This window comes from Yimella sp. NH-Cas1 (genome assembly GCF_022359705.1).
In the GTDB taxonomy this organism is placed as follows: Bacteria; Actinomycetota; Actinomycetes; order Actinomycetales; family Dermatophilaceae; genus Yimella; species Yimella lutea.
The window spans coordinates 461,120-478,936 of record NZ_JAKSGG010000003.1 but is presented as its reverse complement, the minus strand read 5'-3'; the positions used below and the strand labels follow the sequence as shown (position 1 = coordinate 478,936).

Annotated in this window: 18 protein-coding genes; 5 read left to right on the top strand and 13 right to left on the bottom strand. The window is 67.3% G+C overall.

Translation table 11 applies throughout. The annotated features are described in order from the left end of the window. Positions 1-10: 10 nt before the first annotated feature. Genes MF407_RS02695 through glmS form a run of 3 tightly spaced genes read right to left on the bottom strand, consistent with a single transcriptional unit; the run spans position 11 to position 3,736 of the window. Entirely contained in the window at positions 11-1,429 is a 1,419-nt protein-coding gene (locus MF407_RS02695; RefSeq protein ID WP_239701169.1) for an NAD(P)H-hydrate epimerase, read from the bottom strand. Further along, the gene (locus tag MF407_RS02690; protein WP_129625966.1) at positions 1,426-1,857 is read right to left on the bottom strand and encodes a holo-ACP synthase; all 432 of its coding nucleotides are present in this window, start codon (positions 1,855-1,857) and stop codon (positions 1,426-1,428) included. The genes MF407_RS02695 and MF407_RS02690 overlap by 4 nt, the downstream gene beginning before the upstream one ends. A 25-nt stretch (positions 1,858-1,882) precedes the next feature. Continuing rightward, on the bottom strand, positions 1,883-3,736 hold the full coding sequence (glmS, locus tag MF407_RS02685) for a glutamine--fructose-6-phosphate transaminase (isomerizing) (RefSeq protein WP_239701168.1): 1,854 nt from the start codon (positions 3,734-3,736) through the stop codon (positions 1,883-1,885). Positions 3,737-3,793: 57 nt separating this feature from the next. On the opposite strand from glmS, the gene coaA reads away from it, so the two are divergent. Then, positions 3,794-4,756: a type I pantothenate kinase gene (coaA, locus tag MF407_RS02680; RefSeq protein ID WP_239701167.1), complete on the top strand. Its 963-nt coding sequence runs from the start codon at positions 3,794-3,796 to the stop codon at positions 4,754-4,756. On the opposite strand, the gene MF407_RS02675 is transcribed toward coaA, so the two are convergent. The 3 genes from MF407_RS02675 to MF407_RS02665 all read right to left on the bottom strand — a co-directional run bounded on the left by MF407_RS02675 (position 4,753) and on the right by MF407_RS02665 (position 7,750). Then, a complete protein-coding gene (locus MF407_RS02675; protein WP_239701166.1) occupies positions 4,753-5,175 on the bottom strand; it encodes a hypothetical protein in 423 nt (140 codons plus the stop codon). The two genes, coaA and MF407_RS02675, sit on opposite strands and share 4 nt — an antisense overlap. Positions 5,176-5,282: 107 nt before the next feature. Continuing rightward, complete coding sequence (locus MF407_RS02670) at positions 5,283-6,587, bottom strand: PhoH family protein (RefSeq protein ID WP_239701165.1); 1,305 nt, start codon at positions 6,585-6,587, stop codon at positions 5,283-5,285. A 398-nt stretch (positions 6,588-6,985) separates the two neighbouring features. Continuing rightward, a complete protein-coding gene (locus MF407_RS02665) occupies positions 6,986-7,750 on the bottom strand; it encodes an isoprenyl transferase (RefSeq protein WP_239702841.1) in 765 nt (254 codons plus the stop codon). A gap of 110 nt (positions 7,751-7,860) precedes the next feature. Between MF407_RS02665 and MF407_RS02660 the strand changes: the two genes are divergently transcribed. Beyond that, positions 7,861-8,568, top strand: coding sequence for a hemolysin III family protein (locus MF407_RS02660; RefSeq protein WP_129625971.1), 708 nt, complete (start codon positions 7,861-7,863; stop codon positions 8,566-8,568). Positions 8,569-8,570: 2 nt separating this feature from the next. Here the strand turns inward: MF407_RS02660 and MF407_RS02655 are convergent, their stop codons facing one another. Together MF407_RS02655 and mca are read right to left on the bottom strand one after the other, a co-directional pair. Next, on the bottom strand, positions 8,571-8,792 hold the full coding sequence (locus MF407_RS02655) for a hypothetical protein (protein ID WP_129625972.1): 222 nt from the start codon (positions 8,790-8,792) through the stop codon (positions 8,571-8,573). After that, a complete protein-coding gene (gene mca, locus MF407_RS02650) occupies positions 8,792-9,742 on the bottom strand; it encodes a mycothiol conjugate amidase Mca (protein WP_129625973.1) in 951 nt (316 codons plus the stop codon). Before mca ends, MF407_RS02655 begins: the two co-directional genes overlap by 1 nt. A 52-nt stretch (positions 9,743-9,794) precedes the next feature. Between mca and MF407_RS02645 the strand changes: the two genes are divergently transcribed. Both MF407_RS02645 and greA read left to right on the top strand, forming a co-directional pair. Next, positions 9,795-10,226, top strand: coding sequence for a DUF4307 domain-containing protein (locus tag MF407_RS02645; protein ID WP_141929183.1), 432 nt, complete (start codon positions 9,795-9,797; stop codon positions 10,224-10,226). Positions 10,227-10,401: 175 nt separating this feature from the next. Further along, positions 10,402-10,896, top strand: a complete 495-nt coding sequence (gene greA, locus MF407_RS02640; RefSeq protein WP_129625975.1) for a transcription elongation factor GreA — start codon at positions 10,402-10,404, stop codon at positions 10,894-10,896. A gap of 67 nt (positions 10,897-10,963) precedes the next feature. Here the strand turns inward: greA and MF407_RS02635 are convergent, their stop codons facing one another. The 4 genes from MF407_RS02635 to MF407_RS02620 all read right to left on the bottom strand — a co-directional run bounded on the left by MF407_RS02635 (position 10,964) and on the right by MF407_RS02620 (position 14,338). After that, on the bottom strand, positions 10,964-11,797 hold the full coding sequence (locus tag MF407_RS02635; RefSeq protein ID WP_129625976.1) for an ABC transporter permease: 834 nt from the start codon (positions 11,795-11,797) through the stop codon (positions 10,964-10,966). After that, entirely contained in the window at positions 11,794-12,777 is a 984-nt protein-coding gene (locus tag MF407_RS02630) for an ATP-binding cassette domain-containing protein (RefSeq protein WP_129625977.1), read from the bottom strand. Before MF407_RS02630 ends, MF407_RS02635 begins: the two co-directional genes overlap by 4 nt. A gap of 75 nt (positions 12,778-12,852) precedes the next feature. Next, positions 12,853-13,167 (bottom strand): hypothetical protein, encoded by a 315-nt coding sequence (locus MF407_RS02625; protein WP_129625978.1) that lies wholly within the window; start codon positions 13,165-13,167, stop codon positions 12,853-12,855. A 13-nt stretch (positions 13,168-13,180) separates the two neighbouring features. Beyond that, positions 13,181-14,338: a cystathionine gamma-synthase gene (locus tag MF407_RS02620; protein ID WP_129625979.1), complete on the bottom strand. Its 1,158-nt coding sequence runs from the start codon at positions 14,336-14,338 to the stop codon at positions 13,181-13,183. A 106-nt stretch (positions 14,339-14,444) separates the two neighbouring features. Here MF407_RS02620 and MF407_RS02615 point away from each other — a divergent pair, with 106 nt between their 5' ends. Next, positions 14,445-14,681, top strand: coding sequence for a hypothetical protein (locus MF407_RS02615; protein WP_129625980.1), 237 nt, complete (start codon positions 14,445-14,447; stop codon positions 14,679-14,681). A gap of 69 nt (positions 14,682-14,750) precedes the next feature. Here MF407_RS02615 and MF407_RS02610 read toward each other — a convergent pair whose 3' ends face one another. Next, on the bottom strand, positions 14,751-17,771 hold the full coding sequence (locus tag MF407_RS02610) for a glycine--tRNA ligase (RefSeq protein WP_129625981.1): 3,021 nt from the start codon (positions 17,769-17,771) through the stop codon (positions 14,751-14,753). Between the last annotated feature and the right edge of the window lie 46 nt (positions 17,772-17,817).

Here is a 17,817-nt window from a genome sequence, read left to right as displayed (position 1 = left end):
GCGAGGCCGGTCACAGGAACTCGGCGACGGCCTGACCCGCGCAGCGAGCCACGTCGAGGGCACGGACGGGCCCTCCCGGGTTGGCCAGGTGAGCGGCGCGGCCGTGCAGCAACACTCCGACGGCACCCGCTTCGGTCACGCCGAGCCCGGAGGCGACCAGTGCGCCGATCATTCCGGCCAGGACATCTCCCGAGCCCGCCGTGGCCAGCCAGGCCGGTCCGTCGGTCTGGCTGACGAGCGGCCCTCCCGTCGAGGACGGCGGCACGATCAGCGTGGTCGCACCCTTGAGCAGGACGTGCGCGCCGAGCGCGTCTGCCACCGCTCGGGCACCCGGCACTCCTTGGGTGTGCTCCAGCCCCAGCCGCTGCGCCAGACGCTTCAACTCGCCGGCATGAGGAGTGAGCAGTGTCGGTGCGGAGCGAGGTTCGTCGAGCAGGTCGAGGGCACCTGCGTCGAGCACGATCGGAAGGATGTCGTCCAGGAGTCCATCGACCAACTCCGGCGCTCCCCCATGACCGTCCCAACCGGAGCCGAGTAGCCAGGCCTGAACGCGTCCGGGCCCGCTGACGATCTCCGGGACGCTTCCCAACACCAGGTCGGTCGCGCGACGCGGGCCGATGTAACGCACCATCCCGACCCCGGTGGTGACGGCCGCAGTCACGCCCAGGACGGCGGCGCCAGGGTAGGACTCGCTGCCGGTCATCACACCCAGGACGCCGCGCGAGTACTTGTCGTCGAACGCACCGGGGGTCGGCCAGAGCCGGGTTGCGTCGCTCGCTTCGTAACGGACGACTACGGGCGAATCCGGTTCGGGCACGCCGATGTCCACCACGGTCAACTGTCCGCACGCTGCTTCACCGGCAGGCAGGAGATGGCACGGCTTCAACAGGCTGAAGGTCACCGTCTCGTCCGCGTACAGGCAGTCGGCGGCCACCACGCCGGACGGATCGACGCCCGACGGCAGGTCGACCGCGATGACGTAGGAATCGTTCGCGAAGAGGTCGGGCAGGTTCTCCAGGTGCTCGGGCAGGCCCGGCGACGCACCGATACCGACGATCCCGTCGATCACCAGGTCGGCTTCGGCAAGTGCCTCGGCGGCAGCTGCGGGCACCTTTCCCGACCGCCACTCGATCCGCACCACACCTTCCGCCGTCGCTGCTGCGAGCGCCTCTTCGTGGGTGCGCGATCCGACCAACAGCGCGACGACGTTCAGTTCGAGCCGGGCCAGGTGCGCTGCGGCGTACAGCGCGTCTGCCCCGTTGTCGCCCGACCCGGCCAGCACGACCACCCTGTCGTCCTCGTCCGACCGGGCGCGAGCAACCTCTGCCAGGCCGAGCGCCGCGCGCTGCATCAACTCGCCGGGCTCGAGCTCCCTCTTGACGGCCTCCTCGGCCGCACGGACGTCGTCGATGCTGAATGCGCGGATCACTGTGTCCCCCAGTCGAGTTCGTTCGGTAAGTCGTACGGTGACTCATATGGCGAGGGCAGGTCGTGCGATGGTGACGACCCTTCGGCCACCACCATCGCAGTGACGAAGTCGCCGTCGTGGGAGATCGACAGATGGAACCGCTCGACGCCGAGTGCGCGGGCGCGGGCCGCGACAGTACCGGTCACGTGGAACCAGGGTTGCCCGACATCGGTCTTGTGCACCTCCGCGTCGGTCCACGCCAGGTCGCCGGGAGCGCCGAGCGCCTTCGCGATCGCCTCTTTGGCGGCGAACCTGCCCGCCACGGAGGACGGCGAACCCGCCTGTTCACGGTCGGTGAACAGGCGGGTCGCGAGTGCGGGCGTCCGCTCGAGCGTCGCGGTGAACCGGCTGACGACCACCAGGTCGACGCCGACTCCGACGATCGCCATCAGCGGGACCTCGTGCGACGCAGGATCACTCGACGGTGACGGACTTGGCCAGGTTGCGCGGCTGGTCGACGTCCAAGCCCTTCGCGGTCGACAGTTCGAGGGCGAAGACCTGCAACGGGACGACGGTGAGCAGCGGCTGCAGCAGCGGCGAGGTGTGCGGCACGCGGATGACCTCGTCGGCGAACGGGACGACGGCCTCGTCGCCCTCCTGCGCGATCACCAGGGTGCGAGCGCCGCGGGCGCGGATCTCCTGGATGTTCGAGACGACCTTGCCGTGCAGTCCGTGCGGGGTGTCCGGCCCGGGCACCACGATGAAGACCGGCTGGCCGGCGTCGATCAGCGCGATCGGGCCGTGCTTGAGCTCACCGGCGGCGAACCCCTCGGCGTGGATGTACGCGAGCTCCTTGAGCTTGAGCGCGCCCTCCATCGCCACGGGGAAACCGACCTGACGACCCAGGAACAGCACCGAGCGGGTGTCGGCCATGAAGCGGGCGATCTCGCGGACGCGGTCTATCGTTCCGAGCAGTTCCTCGATCTTGCCCGGCACTTCCTGCAGTTCGGCGAGCACCGCCTTGGCGTCCTCGGCGTAAGGGCCGCCACGCAGCTGCGCGAGGTAGAGACCGAGGATGTAGCAGGCGGTGATCTGTGCCAGGAACGCCTTGGTCGAGGCAACCGCGATCTCCGGGCCGGCGTGGGTGTATAGCACCGCGTCCGACTCGCGCGGGATCGTCGAACCGTGGGTGTTGCAGATGCTGATCGTGCGAGCACCCAACTCCCTGGCGTGCTTGACCGCCATCAGGGTGTCCATGGTCTCGCCGGACTGGCTGATCGACACCACCAGCGTGCGCTCGTCGACGATCGGGTCGCAATAACGGAACTCGTGGGCGAGCGCGACCTCGACCGGGATGCGGGCCCAGTGCTCGATCGCGTACTTGGCGACCATGCCGGCATACGCGGCGGTGCCACAGGCGACGATCGTGATGCGGTCGACGGCCTCGAGTTCGTCCTCGCTGATACGAAGTTCGTCGAGCACGAGCGAGCCGTCGTCACCGGTGCGGCCGAGCAGGGTGTCGCCGACGGCGTGGGGCTGCTCGTTGATCTCCTTCTCCATGAAGGTGTCGTAGCCGCCCTTCTCGGCGGCAGCGGCGTCCCAGGTGACCTCGAAACGCTTGCCCTCGGCGGGACTGCCGTCGAAGTTGATGACCTTCACCTCGTCCGGGGTGATGGTGGCGATCTGGTCCTGCTCCATCTCCATGGCCTGCTTGGTGTGACCGATGAATGCGGCGACGTCGGAGCCGAGGAAGTTCTCGCCCTCACCCAGGCCGACGACGAGCGGGCTGTTGCGGCGAGCGCCGACGACCACGCCGGGCTGGTCGGCGTGCACCGCCAGCAACGTGAAAGCGCCCTCGAGGCGCTGGACGACGCGGCGCATCGACTCGGTGAGATCACCGTCGAACTCGCGAGCGAGCAACTGAGCCACGACCTCGGTGTCGGTCTCGCTGGCGAACTCGATGCCGTCGGCCAACAACTCGTTCTTGAGGCTGTGGAAGTTCTCGATGATGCCGTTGTGGATGAGCGCGAACTTACCGTCGGTGCCACCGCGGTGAGGGTGGGCGTTCTCGTCGGTCGGGCCGCCGTGCGTCGCCCACCGGGTGTGCCCGATCGCGGTGCGGGAGGCGTCCATCGGGTGCGCCTCGATCTCGGCGATCAGGTTGGCGAGCTTGCCGGAGCGCTTGCGCACCTCGACCTCGTCACCACTGACCAGCGCGACGCCCGCAGAGTCGTACCCTCGGTACTCCAGTCGGGCCAACCCCTCCATGACGACGTCAAGGGCCTTCTGGTCGTCGCTCTTGCCGACGTATCCGACGATTCCACACATGGTCGACAGCCTAGAGCCTCCGCCCGGGTGGCCTGTCCAGGTGCGGCATCCGACACAATGTCGGACGTGTCACGTCCGACAATTTCGGCAGAGTCGCCGTATCTGGAGTTCAGTCGCGTCCAATGGGCCCGGCTGCGCGACCAGCACCCGATGAGTCTCGGCCTGGACGACGTCCGCCGACTGCGTGGCGCCGGCGAGCGGATCGATCTCGCCGAGGTCGAAGAGGTCTACCTGCCCCTGTCGCGACTGCTCAACTTCTACGTCGGTGCCACGGCGGGCCTGCATCGGGTCACCTCCGACTTCCTCGGCGAACGTCCGGAGAAGACTCCGTTCATCATCGGCGTCGCCGGATCGGTAGCGGTCGGGAAGTCGACGACGGCGCGCATCCTGCGCGAGTTGCTGGCCCGGTGGGAGGGCACGCCACGGGTCGAACTCATCACCACGGACGGCTTCCTGTTCCCCAACGCCGAACTGCAACGGCGCGGCATCCTCAACCGCAAGGGTTTCCCGGAGTCGTACGACCGCCGGTCACTGGTGCGCTTCGTGGCGGAGGTGAAGTCGGGCAAGCACGAGGTCTCGGCGCCCGTGTACTCACACCTGACCTACGACATCGTCGAGGGCGAACGAGTCGTCGTGCGCCAACCCGACGTGCTGATCGTCGAAGGACTCAACGTCCTGCAGCCCTCCCAGGCCATCGCCGGACGCCGCAACACGCTCAACGTGTCGGACTACTTCGACTTCTCGGTGTACGTCGATGCGCGGGAGAGCGACATCCGTCGCTGGTACGTCGACCGCTTCCTCGGACTGCGTCAGACCGCGTTCGCCGATCCGGACTCCTACTTCCACCGGTACGCATCACTCACCGACGAGCAGGCGGTCGACCGGGCGAACCAGATCTGGGAAGAGATCAACCTGCCGAACCTGGTGGAGAACGTCGCGCCGACCAGGAGCCGGGCAACGCTCGTCCTCAGCAAGGGTGGCGACCACGGCGTGAGCCGGGTCAGCCTGCGCAAGCTCTAACGCCGCTGGGCCCGCGCGGACTGCTCGTCCTGCGCATCGAACTCGGTGCCGTAGCTGTCGTTCTCGGAATCGAGATAGCGGTCATCGTCCTCGTCGTCGCCGAACTCGACGTGGTCGAGAAGCTCCTCGTCGGCTTCGAACTTCTCGTCGTCGACAGCCGGGTTGGTCCGACGGTGACGCACCCAGAGCACCATGAAGATCGCGGCGAAGACGGCGAGCACGATCGCGGCGCCGAGCAGGCCGCCGAAGATGCTGAACAGCAGACGGGATGCACCGGTCGCCGGGGTGCCGCCGCTCTCCTCGTTCTCGAAGGTGGGGGCCAACGAGTTCCCCCAGGCAGCACCACCCACACCGGCCAGTACGGCGAGCACGAACCCGATCACCCAGTACAGCGCTGTCAGCGCGCGATTTCCCACCATGACTCCCCCAACATAGCGACTCGACCCGCGCCCTTCACCGATTGCGGGAACACTGTGAAAGGACGCGGGGCGGCACCGATCGGTGCCGCCCCGCGTTCGCGCCGAGATCAGACGTCGGCCTGTTCCAGCAGATCGGTGACCAGTGCGGCGATCGGGCTGCGCTCGGAGCGGGTCAGCGTGACGTGTCCGAACAACGGGTGTCCCTTGAGCTTCTCGATCACGGCGGCGATGCCGTCGTGTCGCCCGACCCGCAGGTTGTCGCGTTGCGCGACGTCGTGGGTGAGGACTACCCGCGAGTTCTGACCCACTCGCGAAAGCACGGTGAGCAGCACATTGCGCTCGAGCGACTGTGCCTCGTCGACGATCACGAACGCGTCGTGCAGCGAGCGCCCGCGAATGTGCGTCAGCGGCAGCACCTCGAGCAGTTCGCGGTCCATGACCTCCTCGACCACCTCGCGCGAGACCACCGCGCTGAGCGTGTCGAAGACGGCCTGCGCCCAGGGCCCCATCTTCTCGTTCTCGGTACCTGGCAGGTAGCCGAGCTCCTGCCCGCCGACGGCGTACAACGGACGGAACACGATCACCTTGCGGTGCTGGCGACGCTCCATGACGGCTTCGAGTCCGGCGCACAGAGCCAGTGCAGACTTTCCGGTGCCGGCGCGTCCGCCGAGGCTGACGATGCCGACGTCGGGGTCGAGCAACAGGTCGAGCGCGATGCGCTGTTCGGCCGACCGACCGTGCAGGCCGAACGCGTCCCGATCGCCTCGGACGAGACGGACGCTCTTGTCGGCCATGACGCGCCCGAGCGCGCTGCCGCGCGGCCCGAGCATGACCACGCCTGTGTTGCAAGGCATTTCGGCGGCGACGGGCGATTCGAGGCGGGACTCGTCGTACAGGGAGTCCATCTCCTCGGCGGTGATGTCGAGTTCGCTGATGCCGGTCCATCCGCTGTCCGGAGCGAGCTCCGCACGGTACTCCTCGGCGTTGAGTCCGACCGCGGACGCCTTCACGCGCATCGGGAGGTCCTTGCTGACGACCGTCACCTCGCACCCCTCGTTCGCCAGGTTGCGGGCGACCGCCAGGATGCGGGTGTCGTTGTCTCCCAAGCGAAATCCGGCCGGCAACGAGTTCGGATCGGTGTGATTGAGCTCGACGCGCAAGGTGCCGCCGTCACCGATCGGCACCGGCGCGTGCAGGCTGCCGTGCTGGACGCGCAGGTCGTCGAGCATGCGCAGCGCGGAGCGGGCGAAGTAGCCGAGTTCCGGGTGATGCCGTTTGCCCTCGAGCTCACTGATCACCACGACCGGGAGCACCACTTCGTGTTCGGCGAAGCGCGTCATCGCGCGTGGATCCGACAGGAGCACCGACGTATCGAGCACGTACGTGCGGGGGCTGTCCAGTTCAACGGTCATGCCGACTCCTCTTGCGCGCGATCTCTCGCGGCTACTCGCGGATGGTGTGCCGGTTGCCGGCCCGAGTGAGGACCGGGACCGGCCCTCTCATCCGCAGCGTGGGTTGCTGCATGAAGTGGGCCTCCCGAACGGCGAACGGGTGTTCGTCGTGATTGGAATCTACGACCAGGCCCGGCACGGAATCGCGCCCATTCGACCGGCGTGTTGCGGATTCACCGACTGTTCAAGCGCCGGAGTCGTCCCGTTCGCCACACCAGTCCCAACGGCCCCATCTGGGGGTGCAGGCCTGCGTCAAACCCCTCGGTCGCACGGAGTTTCGCATCGCCTTCTGAGAACCACCCCGTCCCGTTCGAGGCCCGTTCGAAAACCGGCACCACCAGCGGACGATGAGTCGACGGTTACTTACCCATCCGGCGGTCACGGGTGGCGTAATCCCGCAACGCGCGAAGGAAGTCGACGCGACGGAAGTCGGGCCAGTAGGCCTCACAGAAGTAGAACTCGGAGTACGCGCTCTGCCAGAGCAGGAAGCCGCCCAAGCGCTGTTCGCCGGAGGTGCGGATCACCAGATCGGGATCGGGCTGCCCCTTGGTGTAGAGGTGTTCGGCGATGTGCTCGACGTCGAGGATCTCGGCGAGTTGCTCGATGGAGGTGCCATCGGCGGCGTGTGCCCGTAACAGGGAGCGGACCGCTTCGGCGATCTCCTGGCGTCCGCCGTACCCGACCGCGATGTTGACGATCAGTCCCTCGACGTCCGCGGTCTGTTCGGACGCCTCGCGCAGCACCTCCTGGGTGCGTTCGGGGAGCATCGCCAGCGCGCCCACGGGGTTGATCTTCCACTGCTCGCGACCGGCGAGCTCGCAGACCACGCCTTCGATGATGCCGACGAGCGGCTCGAGTTCTTCGGTGGGTCGGTTCAGGTTGTCGGTCGACAACAACCAGAGGGTGACGACCTCGATGCCCATCTCCTCGCACCAACCGAGGAAGGGGGCGATGTTGTCGGCACCGGCCTTGTGCCCCGAGGCGGTATCGGTGCCGCGGGCCTTGGCCCAGCGCCGATTGCCGTCGAGCATCACGCCGACGTGCCGCGGCAGGTTCTCCGTGGGCAACGAACGGGCCAGTTGGCGCTCGTACGCGCCGTAGACGAGGTCACTCGGTCCGCGCATCGCGGTCTGCTCCTTCGTCATGCCTCTGGGTCACCACCTGTCCAACGATATGCCCGTGGGAGGTTCGGACCACCGCGACCGGTTCCGGCGCGCCGCCCTACGATCTGATCATGAGCCAGATCGGGCAGCGCGTGGAGGAACTCGGCGAGGACGCCGCCCGCATGTTGCGCATGGTGAAGCCGAAGCTTCGCGGCTGGTTGCACACCGGCATGTTCCCGCTTGCGATGATCGCCGGGTTGCTCCTGGTCGTGATCACCCCGACGCTGAGCGGACGCGTCGGCGCGGCGGTGTTCACGATGACCGCCGGTCTGCTGTTCGGTGTGTCGGCGGTATATCACCGCGGCAAATGGTCACCGGCGTACGAGGGATTCCTCAAGCGCTTCGACCACGCCAACATCTTCCTGATCATCGCCGGCACCTACACGCCCTTCGCGCTCACGCTCCTACCCCGTGACGAAGGCACACAACTGCTGATCATCGTGTGGAGTGGCGCGATCGGCGGGGTGTTGTTCCGGGTGTTCTGGGTGAGCGCCCCGCGCTGGTTGTACGTGCCGATCTACGTCGCACTCGGCTGGGTGGCGATCTTCTACCTCGGTCCGCTGTACCGCGCCGGCGGTCCGCTGATCATCTCGCTCATCGCGTTGGGCGGAGTGCTGTACACGGCCGGTGCGGTCGTGTACGGATTCAAGCGTCCAGACCCGTCACCGCGCTGGTTCGGCTTCCACGAGATCTTTCACGCGCTGACCCTGCTGGCGTTCAGCGCGCATTACACGGCCGTGCTGCTCGCGGTGCTCAAGCTGCCACAGACCAACGCCTGAGGTCAGGCTGCTGGGCCGTTCTTCGACGGGTCCGTCGGCTCGTCCGTGGCCGGGTCGGCACCCTCACGCCTGCGGCTGGTCAGGTCGCCGGCTTCGTAGCGCACCCGGCGCATCCGCTTGTTCATGCTGCGGAACAGGAACCAGCAAGCCAGACCGAGGAAGAACAGGACCAGGAATCCCGGCAACCCGGCGGTGACATTGCTCGCGGCTTCTTCGGCGCGCATCAGGACAGCTTCCGTTCGCGGACCTCGTCGACGACCGGGGCCGCCGGCGGGTTCAGGGCGAGTTCGTCGGCCGCCTGCACGTCGTCCGGGAGGTCTGCGAACAGGTCCTCTTCGTGCAGTTCCTCGGCCGGCTTGACGTAGGAGATGGCGAGCTCGAACTCCTCGGTCGGCCAGATCGTGGCTTGCTCGGCAGCCGAGAGTGCGAAGAACGACCCGTCCGGGTCGATCTGCGTGGCGTGAGCGAGGAGCGCTCGTTCGCGGTGTTCGAAGAAGCCGGACGCATCGACGCGGGTCGTGACCCGGACGGGGTCGCGGTCCTCCCAGCGGGCCAGCCAGTCGGTGAAGGGCGATTCCTTGCCGAGGCCCAGCAAGCCTTCGTGCATCGCAGTCAGCTTCTCGCGGGAGAATCCACGGTCGTAGTACAACTTCAGCGGCTGCCATGCAGGGCCGGCGTGCGGGAACTGCTCGGCGTCACCGGCGGCCTTGAACGCCGCCATCGAGACGTCGTGGCACATGATGTGGTCGGGGTGCGGGTAGCCGCCGTTCTCGTCATACGTCGTCATCACGTGCGGACGGAACTCGCGGATCACCCGGACAAGCGCCTCGGTGGTGACCTCCAACGGCTCGAGCGCGAAGCAACCGTCCGGCAGCGGAGGCAGCGGATCGCCTTCCGGCAGACCGGAATCGACAAAACCGAGCCAGGTGTGCTCGATGCCGAGCACTTCCTGGGCAGCCGCCATCTCGCGACGCCGCACCTCGGGCAGGTTGCGCTTGATCTCGGGGTCGTCCTGCAGTCGGGGATTGAGGATGTCGCCACGCTCGCCCCCGGTGCAGGTGGCGACCATGACGCGGTAGCCGTCGGCGACGTACTTGGCCATCGTCGCGGAGCCCTTGCTCGACTCGTCGTCAGGGTGCGCGTGCACCGCCAGGAGTCGCAACTGCTCTGTCACTCGTTCCACCTCGTCCTCAACGTTGTTGAACCGCCGCATATTCTCTCATTCCATGACCGACCTTCCGGACCACCCGGTTTCCTCGCGCCGCGACCTGTCGGCGGACGAGGAGGAGGAGCGCTCGTCGACCGGTTTCCGCCCGGGTGGCACCAAGCGCTGGTGGATCGCCGCAGGCGTCCTGATCACCCTCGCCGCACTGACCGCCACCTGGTTCGGCATCTCCGCCACCCGGGGCATCTCGTGGGGACAAGCCGGTGTGAAGGTCGTGAACGACCGGCAGGTCGACGTCACGTTCGACGTCGTCGACCAAGGTGACCGGCCGGTGCGCTGCACCCTGGTCGCGTACGACGTCAAACACGCGACGGTCGGTCGGGTGAGCGTCGAGCTGCCGCCGAGCTCGCACTCCAGCACCCGCTACACCCGATCGGTCCGCACCGTCACACAGGCCGTGACCGGCGAGGTGACACACTGTGAACTGCGCTGAGAACGCCGCCGAGCGCCACTCACATTCGCCCGATCGGTGTGACATTCGACATCGCTGGGCGTAACATCGTGCTTTCACGAATCCGAAGGTCTGGGCCCCGCTGCTGAGAGCGAGCCGCCCAGACCTCGACTTTTAACAAGCTTGGCGGGACCGTCCTGCCACAAGGGAGATGACCGTGACCAGCACTGCCGACGCTTCGGCGACCTTCCTCACCCAGGAGGCGTACGACCGCTTGAAGGCCGAGCGAGACCACCTCCTTGGTGAAGGTCGCATCGAGATCGCAAAGCGCATCGAAGAAGCCCGCCTCGAAGGCGATCTGAAGGAGAACGGTGGCTACCACGCCGCCAAGGAGGAGCAGGGCAAGATGGAGGCCCGCATCCACCAGCTCGAAACCCTTCTGCGCAACGCGGTCGTCGGCGAGAAGCCGGCGGACGACGGCATCGTCGAGCCCGGCATGGTCGTCACCGTCGAGATGTTCGGCGAGAAGGAGACCTTCCTGCTCGGCAACCGCGAGATCGGTGGCGACACCGACCTCGACGTTTACTCCGAGAAGTCGCCGCTCGGCGCCGCCCTGCTGAACAAATCCAAGGGCGACGAGGCCGAGTACGAGACCCCCGCGGGCAAGACCGTCAAGGTCAAGATCCTGGACGCCACCCCCTACGACGGCTGACTCCGGCGCACACGAGCGGCCCCGCACTCCATCGGAGTGCGGGGCCGCTCGCTCGTTCTCGCGAGGTCTACTTGGCGACGGCCTTCTTGTACGCGCGGGTCGAGAGCGGAACGAAGATCGCCAGCAACACCAGGGCCCAGATCGCCGAGTACAGCACCGGGTGTTCGAGTGCCCAGGTGTAGCGGGTGGCCTTCTCGACCGCTGCCGGATCTTGTCCGCCGGAGAGGGCATACAGGTTGCCGAAGCCTTCGCGAGCGGCCTGGGTGATCGTCGAGACCGGGTTCCAGCCGGCGAACGCCTTCAACGCCGACGGCATGTTCTCGCTCGGTACGAAGGTGTTGGCGATGAAGGTGACGGGGAAGATCACCATGAACGAGGCGTTGTTGACGACCTCGGGCGAGCGCACCTTCAGCCCGATGAACGCGAACAGCCAGGACAATCCGAAGGCGAACAGCAGCATCAGCAGGTAGGCGACGGCCGCGTCCAGGAAGCTGCCGCGGATGCGCCACCCGATCAGCAGACCGGTCAGCGACATCACGATCAGCACCAGGACGTTGTTGAGCACGTCGACGAAGGTGCGGCCGAACAGCACCGCGCTCGGGTGCATCGGCAGCGTGCGGAACCGGTCGATCACGCCCTTCTGCATGTCCTCGGCCATCATGAACCCGGTGATCGTGGCGCCGAAGATGATCGTCTGGGTGAAGATGCCGGCCATCATGAACTCGCGATAGCCACCCTGTACCGCGGCGCCGGACCCGGCGAGCGAACCGAAGACGTAACCGAACAGCAGCACGAACATGATCGGCTGCAACGTGGTGAACACGATGAGGTCGGGCACCCGCTTGATCTTCAGCAGGTTGCGTTTGGCGATCGTCAGCGAGTCGTTGAGGAAGGCGGTCATCGGACGTTCTCCTTGACCGGCTCGTCCGTCCCGTCGGCGTCCTCGGCCGGACGGCCGGTCAGTGACAAGAAGGCGTCGTCGAGCGTCGGTCGGCGAATACCGATGTCCTGCACGGAGATTCCTTCTTCGTCGAGTTGGCGGACCGCTGCGAGCAGCGACTGCGTGCCACCGTTGACCGGGACCGTCACCCGGCGACCGTTCTGGTCGGTCTTCGCCTGTCCGTCACCGATGTGGTCCAGGACCCGGAGCGCGTCCTCGACCCTGTCGGGTTCGGTCACGGTGATCTCCAATCGCTCGCCGCCCACTTGAGACTTCAAGTCGTCGGCGGTGCCCTCGGCGATGATGCGGCCGTGGTCGATCACGACGATGTTGTCGGCCAGCCGGTCGGCTTCTTCGAGGTACTGGGTGGTGAGCAGCACCGAGGTGCCTTCCCCCACCAACGTGACGATGACGTCCCACATGTCACCGCGACTGCGTGGGTCGAGACCGGTGGTCGGCTCGTCGAGAAAAATCACCGGAGGCCGGGCCACCAGCGCGCCGGCGAGGTCGAGCCGTCGGCGCATTCCGCCGGAGTACGTCTTCGCGGGACGGTCGGACGCGTCGTCGAGCCGGAACTGTGACAACAACTCCCGCGCCCGAGCCTTCGCCTCCGACTTTCGCAGGTGGTACAGCCGACCGACCATCTCGAGGTTCTCGTAGCCGGTGAGGTATTCGTCGACGGCGGCGTACTGACCCGAGACACCGATCTTGCGGCGGACCTCCTGCGCCTGGGTGGCCACGTCGGCTCCGCCGACCTGGGCGCGGCCCTCGTCGATCGGGATCAACGTGGTGAGCATTCGCACGGTGGTGGTCTTGCCCGCTCCGTTGGGGCCGAGGACGCCGAGCACGCTGCCCTGCGGCACCCGCAGCGAGACACCGTCGACCGCCTTCACGTCCTTGAAGTGTTTGGCCAGGCCTTCGGCCTCTACCGCTAGTGACATGTCGCATACTCTGCCACCTGGTACCGACAGCATCACCGTGCCCCGCCAGGTCTTGACCGAGTCTTGAACCTCGACTCAAGCAGCGAGCGCCGCGGTCAACACCAGGACGGCGCAAACGACGAGCAACGCGCCCCAGAGCAGACGGGTCTGGCCCGGCCGATCCGGCAACACCGGCGGATTCTCCGCGCGGGGTTTGGCGTACGGCGAGTCGAGCTCCGGACGAGGCGGCGCCGCCTGATCGAAGGGCGCACCGTCACGAGCACGTTCCCAACGCCTGATCATCATGACCTGGCGACGGTGCTCGCTCCACGTCCTACGGTCCCGCCCGGCCGCGACGAACAAGGCCAGCGCGGCGCCGGCAAGCACCGCCGCGACGAGAAACAGGATCATCCGCTGATCACGGTCAGCGCAGCGCCTGGTCGAGGTCGGCGATCAGGTCGTCGACGTCCTCGATGCCCACGGACAGTCGGATGAGGTCGCCGGGCACTTCCAACTCGGTGCCCTTGACACTTGCGTGCGTCATGCGTGCCGGGTGCTCGATCAGCGACTCGACCCCGCCCAGTGATTCGCCGAGCGTCCAGATCTTCGTCCGTCCGATGGCGTCGACGGCGTTCTGTTCGCCACCCTCGAGCTGGAAGCTGATCATGCCGCCGAACCGCTTCATCTGCCTGGCCGCGATGTCGTGGCCGGGGTGGCTGTCGAGGCCCGGGTAGTGGATGTGGGTGACGTCCTCGCGGGTCTGCAGGTAGTCGACGATCTTCTCGGCGTTGGTGCAGTGCTGTTCCATTCGCACGGCGAGTGTCTTCAAGCCGCGCAGCACCAGCCAGGAGTCCATCGGTCCTGCCACCGCTCCGAGCGAGTTCTGATGGAAGGCAACCTTTTCGGCGAGCTCGTCCTGACCCTTGCCGACGATCAATGCGCCGCCGACGACGTCGCTGTGACCGCCGGCGTACTTGGTCGTGGAGTGCATCACGACGTCCGCGCCAAGCGCGAGCGGCTGCTGCAGGTAGGAGGAGGCGAAGGTGTTGTCGACGACCAGCAGTGCACCTGCTTCGTGGGCGACCTGCGCAACGGCCGCGATGTCGGCGATGCCCATCATCGGGTTGGTCGGGGTCTCGATCCAGATCAACTTGGTGACGCCCGGACGGATCTCGCCACGGATCGCGTCCGCCTGACCCACCTTGGCGAGCGAGTAGTCGACGCCCCACCGCTTGACCACCTTGTCGACGAGGCGGAAGGTGCCGCCGTATGCGTCGGTCGGGATGATCATGTGGTCACCGGGCTGCAGCACGGCCCGCATCAGGGTGTCCTCGGCGGCCAACCCCGAGGCGAACGCGAAGCCGCGCGAGCCGCCCTCGATCGCGGCGAGACAGGTCTCGAGCGCGGTGCGGGTCGGGTTGGCGGAGCGGGAGTACTCGTACCCCTCGCGGAAGCCGCCCACACCGTCCTGCTTGTAGGTGGACGTCTGGTAGATCGCCGGGGTGACGGCGCCGGTGCGGGGGTCGGGTTCCGAACCGGCGTGGATGGCGCGGGTGGAGAAGCCGTGCTGCTCGTTGGTCATGGTCCCAACCCTACGACCGCGATGGATGACATTCCGAGTCCTCCTGGCGTACCGTCACACCCAGGAGGGGCATCGGGCCTCCGCCTCGGGCAAGGGGGGTCAGACCATGTTCTGGATCATCGTTCTTTCGGTCATAGCCGTCGTCCTCATCGGCGCGGCCGTCTACGACCGGGTCAACTCCGGCAGCAACTGGAAGTCCCGCGGCCACCTGCGTCAGAATCTCCGTAGGGGCCCCCGCATCGAAGGCGACCGTGACGGCGCACGGCTGGCGTCGGCCCACATGCACAAGGTGTATCAGAACAACACATTCGGCGGCTCCGGCTCGGGCGGCCCCGGCGTGTGATCGACACATGAGCAACAAAAGGCGGGCGGCCCGTTCGGGGCCGCCCGCTGTTCTTGCGTCCGGCGCGTCTCACAGCGCCGCGTGCAGCGCCTTCCAGTCGATGCCCTTCGGCGCACGGTCGACGATCGTCTGCAGCAGGCCGAGGCGGGCGGCCTTGAGCGCCTCGTCGTCGGCCATCACCAGGATCTCGTCGAAGAAGGTGTTCGCCGGGTCGACGATCGCCTTCGCATCGGCGAGCCAATCGACGAGGCCGTCGCCCGCGTGGTCGGGCAGGGCGTCGACCCGGTCGGCGAGCGCCTTCTCGGTGTCCTCGACGAGCACGGACCGGTCGTAGGCACCGGTGGTGCCGGCCGGCACGATCCGGGTGATGCGCTGGGTCACCTCGACCAGGGGCGCGAACCCGTCGGTCGCACGCACGGCCTCGATGTCCTTGAGCGCGAGCTCCGCCTTGCCGGGGGCGTCCGCGAGCGGTGCGACGGCGTCGACCAACCCGGCCGAGATGCCCTCGTCGCGCAACTGCTGGTGGAAGCGTCCTTCGACGAATTCCTGTGCTGCAGCGACCGATTCGTCACTGACGTCGACACCCTGGGTGCGCAGACGGGCAGCCGCGGCAGCGAGGCCGGCGCTGATCGTGATCGCACCGACGCCGTCGACTCCGCGCAGGATGCTCGCAACACCGAGTGCCGCACGACGCAACGCGAACGGGTCGGACGATCCGGTCGGCTTGGCGCCGATCGCGAACATGGCGGTGAGCAGGTCGAACCGGTCGGCGAGCGCCAGCAACGCTCCCGGCACCGAGGTGGGCAGCGGGCCGCCGGTGGTGCGCGGCAACTCCATCTCCCACAGCGCGGAGGCGACCTCGGGGGTCTCCCCTGCCTTCGCGGCGTACTCCTTGGCCATGAAGCCGGCGAGCGACGACAGCTCGACGACCATCTGTGACGAAAGGTCGAACTTCGCGAGTTCGCCTGCCCGGGAAAGCGTTTCGCGGCCCGAGGCGTCCAGGTCGATCGTCTCGGCGAGCGCCGCCGCGACGTCCTTGATGCGGTCGGAACGGTCGGCCATCGAGCCGAGGCGGTCTTCGAAGGTGAGCTTGGAGATGCCCGCGCGCAGTTCGGTGAGGTCGACCTGCAGGTCGGCGTCGTAGAAGAACGCCGCGTCTTCGTAGCGGGCCCGCAGCACCGACTCGTTACCGCCGCGCACCACGTCGTCGTCGCAGTCGCCGTTCGCCATCGTGATGAAGTGCGGCATCAGGGCGCCCGACGCGTCCCGCACCGGCAGGTAGCGCTGGTGCTTGCGCATGACGGTGGTGAGGATCTGCTCGGGCACCCGCAGGTAGCGCTCCTCGAACCCACCGAGGATGCCGTGGGGCTGCTCGACCAGGTTGGTTATCTCGTCGACGAGCGCCGACTCCGCCTCGAAATCGACTGTTCCGCCGACAGATTCAGCAAGCCGGGTGGCCTGCTCGACGACCGACGCACGCCGGGCCTCCGGGTCGAGCACGATGCCCTTGTCGCCCAGCAGCGCGGTGAGTTCGTCGGCCGACGCGACCGGCACCAACGCATTGGGGTCGGTGCGGTGCACGTAGGTGGTGCGGCCGGTGCGCAGCTGCGAGATCTGTGCGGGCACCAGGTCGGCGCCCCACAGCGCGACGAGCCAACGCACCGGACGGCTGTAGGTGAGCTCCGGGTCGGCCCAGCGCATGTTCTTGTCGGCGCGCAGCGAGCCGACCACCGCCTCGACGATGCCGCCCAGCACCCCCAGCACGTCGCGTCCGGGCTGCTGCACCTTCACCGCGACGTGCTCGGCACCGTCGAACTCGGCACGCACCAGGTCGTCCACGGAGACTCGCTGGCCGCGCGCGAATCCTTCGCATGCCTTGGTCGGGTTGCCCTCGGCATCGAACGCCGCGGCCGCCTTGGGACCCTTGCGAAGGGTCTCTGCGTCCGGCTCCTGCGCACCGACCCCGGCAACGGTGGCCACGATGCGACGTGGGGTGCCGACCACGGTGACGTCACCGTGGTCCAAGCGGGAGGCGTCCAATCCATCGACGATCGCCTGACGCACCTGGTCGATGGCCTGGCCCACGACGTGCGGCGGCAACTCCTCGACTCCGACCTCGAGCGCGAAGGTCTGCGGATCGGTCGAACTCGGCTGTGTCGCAGGGGTTTCGCCTGCCGAGGGCGCCATGACGGAGTCGCCGATCTGCATCGACGGCAGGTCCGACTTCAGCAGCGGGTTGCCGAGTTCGTCACGACGCTCGGTCCACAGAACTCCGGCCTCGCGGGCGAGCTTGCGCATCAGCGAGAAGGAGCGGGCGCGCTCGGTGGTCGAGACGGCGCCGCGGCTGTCGAGCACGTTGAACGCGTGCGAACTCTTGAGCACGTATGTCCAGGCGGGCACGGGCAGCCGGGCCTCGATGAGCTTGCCGGCCTCGGCGGTGTAGCGCTCGAACAGGTCGCGATTGGTCTGCACGTCGGCGGTGTCGAGGTAGTACTTCGACATCTCGAACTCGTTCTGGCCGAACACCTCGCCGTAGCTGATGCCCGGGGCGTACTGCATGTCCTTGAAGTGGGATACGCCCTGCAACGCCATCATGATGCGCTCGATGCCGTAGGTCAGCTCGACGCTGATCGGCTCGAGGTTCTGGCCGACGACCTGCTGGAAGTAGGTGAACTGGGTGACCTCCATGCCGTCCAGCCACACCTCCCAGCCCAGACCCCAGGCGCCGATGGCCGGCTGCTGCCAGTTGTCTTCGACGAAGCGGACGTCGTGCGCGTCCAGGTCGATGCCGAGTGCACGCAGCGATTCCAGGTAGAGCTCCTGCGGGTTGCCGGGGTCGGGTTTGAGGATCACCTGGAACTGGGTGTGCGTCTGCAGTCGGTTGGGGTTCTCGCCGTACCGGCTGTCGTCGGGGCGCACGGACGGCTCGACGTACGCCACCCGCCAGGGCTCCGGTCCGAGGACCCGCATGACAGTGGCCGGGTTCATCGTGCCCGCCCCGACCTCGGTGTTGTACGGCTGGACGACCATGCAGCCACGGTCGGTCCAGAACTTCTGCAGCGTCAGGAGGGCTTCTTGAACGGTCAGCACCGCCCAAGGTTATCGAGAGTTCCCGGCGTCCCCGACCACCACCGAG

Excerpts from the sequence above, each read along its gene's own strand:
- MF407_RS02690 (WP_129625966.1), bottom strand. The coding sequence starts at position 1,857 with ATGGCGATCGTCGGAGTCGGCGTCGACCTGGTGGTCGTCAGCCGGTTC.
- glmS (WP_239701168.1), bottom strand. The coding sequence starts at position 3,736 with ATGTGTGGAATCGTCGGATACGTCGGCAAGAGCGACGACCAGAAGGCC.
- coaA (WP_239701167.1), top strand. The coding sequence starts at position 3,794 with ATGTCGGACGTGTCACGTCCGACAATTTCGGCAGAGTCGCCGTATCTG.
- MF407_RS02675 (WP_239701166.1), bottom strand. The coding sequence starts at position 5,175 with ATGGTGGGAAATCGCGCGCTGACAGCGCTGTACTGGGTGATCGGGTTC.
- MF407_RS02670 (WP_239701165.1), bottom strand. The coding sequence starts at position 6,587 with ATGACCGTTGAACTGGACAGCCCCCGCACGTACGTGCTCGATACGTCG.
- MF407_RS02665 (WP_239702841.1), bottom strand. The coding sequence starts at position 7,750 with ATGCGCGGACCGAGTGACCTCGTCTACGGCGCGTACGAGCGCCAACTG.
- MF407_RS02660 (WP_129625971.1), top strand. The coding sequence starts at position 7,861 with ATGAGCCAGATCGGGCAGCGCGTGGAGGAACTCGGCGAGGACGCCGCC.
- MF407_RS02655 (WP_129625972.1), bottom strand. The coding sequence starts at position 8,792 with ATGCGCGCCGAAGAAGCCGCGAGCAATGTCACCGCCGGGTTGCCGGGA.
- MF407_RS02645 (WP_141929183.1), top strand. The coding sequence starts at position 9,795 with ATGACCGACCTTCCGGACCACCCGGTTTCCTCGCGCCGCGACCTGTCG.
- MF407_RS02635 (WP_129625976.1), bottom strand. The coding sequence starts at position 11,797 with ATGACCGCCTTCCTCAACGACTCGCTGACGATCGCCAAACGCAACCTG.
- MF407_RS02630 (WP_129625977.1), bottom strand. The coding sequence starts at position 12,777 with ATGTCACTAGCGGTAGAGGCCGAAGGCCTGGCCAAACACTTCAAGGAC.
- MF407_RS02625 (WP_129625978.1), bottom strand. The coding sequence starts at position 13,167 with ATGATCCTGTTTCTCGTCGCGGCGGTGCTTGCCGGCGCCGCGCTGGCC.
- MF407_RS02620 (WP_129625979.1), bottom strand. The coding sequence starts at position 14,338 with ATGACCAACGAGCAGCACGGCTTCTCCACCCGCGCCATCCACGCCGGT.
- MF407_RS02615 (WP_129625980.1), top strand. The coding sequence starts at position 14,445 with ATGTTCTGGATCATCGTTCTTTCGGTCATAGCCGTCGTCCTCATCGGC.